This is a genomic window from Moorena sp. SIO2C4, assembly GCF_010672485.1.
GTDB lineage: Bacteria > Cyanobacteriota > Cyanobacteriia > Cyanobacteriales > Coleofasciculaceae > Moorena > Moorena producens.
The window spans coordinates 1-3,377 of record NZ_JAAHGN010000858.1; the positions used below are offsets into that span (position 1 = coordinate 1).

General features: G+C 42.0%; 4 protein-coding genes. 3 read left to right on the forward strand and 1 reads right to left on the reverse strand.

Annotation, left to right across the window (positions count from 1 at the left end):
- The 3 genes from F6K20_RS30380 to F6K20_RS30390 all read left to right on the forward strand — a co-directional run.
- Window positions 1-1,415 (forward strand): MptA/MptB family glycosyltransferase (locus F6K20_RS30380; protein WP_287297198.1); only part of this gene is annotated, 1,415 nt, incomplete at its 5' end.
- A complete protein-coding gene (locus F6K20_RS30385; RefSeq protein WP_008177704.1) occupies window positions 1,412-1,591 on the forward strand; it encodes a hypothetical protein in 180 nt (59 codons plus the stop codon). The genes F6K20_RS30380 and F6K20_RS30385, both read left to right, overlap by 4 nt.
- A gap of 179 nt (window positions 1,592-1,770) precedes the next feature.
- Window positions 1,771-2,622, forward strand: a complete 852-nt coding sequence (locus tag F6K20_RS30390; protein WP_008177703.1) for a DUF547 domain-containing protein — start codon at window positions 1,771-1,773, stop codon at window positions 2,620-2,622.
- A 302-nt stretch (window positions 2,623-2,924) separates the two neighbouring features.
- Here F6K20_RS30390 and F6K20_RS30395 read toward each other — a convergent pair.
- A partial coding sequence (locus F6K20_RS30395; RefSeq protein WP_287297200.1) for a bifunctional ornithine acetyltransferase/N-acetylglutamate synthase occupies window positions 2,925-3,377 on the reverse strand: 453 nt, incomplete at its 5' end.

Below are 3,377 nucleotides of genomic sequence, written 5' to 3' on the forward strand. Positions count from 1 at the left end.
TTTTTGATACTGAATTTCGCCCCCCTAGCCCCCCAAATTTGGGGGGGACTAGAATCCAATTTGATGGCAAAAGTCCCCCAAAATTGGGGGATTTAGGGGGCTTTAATGTAGCAAATGATACTTCTCAGACAACCTCTAAATCTCTTAGTATAAAGTACTTACGAAAACTCAAAACTCAGCACTCAGGACTAAATTTTTGGAGTACTACTATCCTCAGCAGGCTGCTACTGCTACCAATGTATCCTGGAGATGATGTATGGCGCTATCTATGGGAAGGGTATATTCAAACCTTAGGGTTTAGTCCATACCATTTGCCACCTAATGCTACTGAACTGATTCCCTACCATACGGAATGGTGGTCACTAATCAATCATCCTACTGTTTCTGCTATCTATCCACCAGTAGCGCAATTAGGTTTTCGGATGTTAGCGCTGATTGACCTTAAGGTTTGGTTATTCAAAATTGCATTTATCTTAGCTGACTTATTAATCTGTTGGTTACTCAGTCGTCGATTTGGTTATCACCAGGCAATTTTCTATGCCTGGAATCCTTTAATAATTTACTCCTTTGCTGGTGGTGCTCATTACGACAGTTGGTTTGTTTTCCCCCTAGTTGCAGCTTGGTTAGTCTTTGACCGAAAAACAGAGAGTTTAAGGCAGACAGAAATAACAGAAATAGAGGAAAAGTTGGAGATTGGAACAGTAGCAGAAAAATCCTCATTTCCTAACCCATTGATGTCTTCATCGGATCACTCCCTGACCTGGTGGCACTGGATTGCTTCGGCTTTGCTGGTAGGAATTAGTATGGCAGTGAAGTGGATGTCTTTGCCAATTTTAGGGTTTCTGACCTGGCAAGCTTTCCGAAAAGTAGGGGTAAAACTAGCAATAGTAGTGCTATTGTGCGGTTTCTTACCTTTTGGCATCACTGCTCTCCAATTTTGCTCTAGTGGAGAATGTCCTTTGATTCCTACTGGATCAGTGTTTGTGTCCCATGGTCGCAGTGCGGAATTGATTCCTTATATTGTTAGCGAATATTGGGAACCCTCTCGCTGGGTTAATTGGATTTATGCTTTTCCCCTAGGCTTAACGGTAAGTTGGCTAATTTTGCGATCGCGCAATTTTCAACAATTCACCGAATGGTACTTTTTTTCCCTGCTAATCCTATCTCCGATTATCCATGCTTGGTACTTCACTTGGATAATTCCTTTTGCTGTTCCTTATCGGAATCTGGGAGTACGTTTAGTCAGTATCTCTGCTTTTATTTACTTTGTACTTCAGCATCGCATGGCTTTAGGTAACTACAGCTGGTATCTAACTCCTCAGGAGCGATGGTGTTTATGGTTACCCTTTGTTTTGGGTTGGTTGTGGACCCATTACCGCAATCCTAATGTTGCTCTCAACCAAAACTCAGATTGATTAGCTTTAATCAAAATTGCCTAGGTCAAGGTAAGCTATCAGCTATCAGCTATCAGCTATCAGCTATCAGCTATCAGCTATCAGCTATCAGCTATCAGCTATCAGCTATCAGCTATCAGCTATCAGCGATTAGCGCTACGCGCACGCTTCTTGAGGTGCTATCAGCTTTTGAATAAAACAGGTAAGCATTGCTTTAATCTGAGTTACATCTTTTGAATAAAACAGGTAAGCATTGCTTTAATCTGAGTTACATTAGCTGACGGCTGACGGCTGACGGCTGACGGCTGACGGCTGACGGCTGACGGCTGAATGCTTACAGGTCAAGCATCTTATCAGCTAAGTCATCTGAATTACTATGAATACATCCAAGAGATTACTAACCCTAGTTCCAACCCTGATTATCCTGACAAGTTGTACACTTTCCGTACCGATAAATAAAGCACCAGCAAAAGAGTCCCAAGTACAAGTAAATAGAGGCTCTGACACAACTCTATTGAATTATGACGACTATGCTACTGTCCTAAAAACCCATGTCAACAATAAAGCGCTAGTTAATTACCAAAAATTGCAGCAAAATCCAGAGCAGCTGGAGACATTTAATGCCTCCTTAGGTGCTGTTGAGCCTAGCACCTATCAGTCTTGGGATGAAGCAGAAAAAATTGCTTTTCTGATAAATGCTTACAACTCCTTTACTCTAGAATCCATTATTGACCAAAACCCGCTCAAAAAGAGTATTCGGGATATTAAAGGAGTCTGGAAAGGACGCGAATTCAACATTACTGGAGAATCTAAAACCTTAGATAATATTGAACACAAGACACTGCGTGCGGAATTCAACGAACCCCGAATTCATATGGCTTTAGTTTGCGCCGCTATCAGTTGTCCTCCCTTAAGAAACGAACCTTATACTGGGGAAAAAATCGATCAGCAACTGGATGACCAGACACAGAATTTTCTAGTTAGTCCCCATGGCTTTCGTATTGACCGTCAAGAAGGTAGCGTATATCTTTCTTCCATCTTTAAGTGGTTTGGGGAAGATTGGAAAAAAACCTATGGTGTCGATGACAAATTTACTGGTAACGCCAATCAACGGGCGGTGTTAAACTTTATCAGTAACTACCTTAGTCCAGAGGATCAGGAGTATCTTGAGCGGGGGAATTACAAGATAAAATATCTGAACTATGATTGGTCTTTGAATAAACAATAAGCTGTTAGGAATTTTTATGCCTAACAGCAAGGTAGAATGCAGAATGCAGAATGCAGAATGCAGAATGCAGAATGCAGAATGCAGAATTGACAAGAGTTTCAGGGGTGGTTTCCTGATTTAATAAAAGGCAGTTTAAATGCGGGACAGCTTAACCAATAAACAATAACCAATTAACCGGTTTATTGATTAATCATTATCGGTATCCGTGTAGGAATTGTGATAATTTTTGTTCCCTGTTCCCTTTGCTATCAGGATTTGTTATGGTTTGTTATTTTTTAAGACGTCTTTGGTAACAAGGCTAATCAAGTGGTATATTCCGCATTAATCCGGACATAGTCATAACTCAAATCACAACCCCAAGCCTGACCAACACCATGACCATTGCCCACATTAATCTGAATTAAAACCGTATCTTCTTTAAGATAAGCACCAGCAGCAGCCTGCTTGAGATAATCACTAGCCTGTTGACGGTCAAACCCTAAGGGTTGACCATTTTCCATCAGCAACACATCCCCTAACTGAATCCGCAGGTTTTCTTGCTCAAAGGGTACTCCTGCACGGCCAGCGGCTGCGGCAATTCTGCCCCAGTTTGGGTCTCGTCCAAAGATGGCAGACTTGACCAAGGATGACCCAACAATCGTCTTAGCAATTTGACGAGCCCCTTTATCATCCGGTGCGCCAGTGACTTGGACTTCAATCAAACAGGTTGCCCCTTCTCCATCCCGTGCGATCGCTTTTGCCAAATGCTGACATAC

Coding starts and splice junctions, on each gene's coding strand:
- F6K20_RS30390 (WP_008177703.1), top strand. CDS start 1,771: ATGAATACATCCAAGAGATTACTAACCCTAGTTCCAACCCTGATTATC.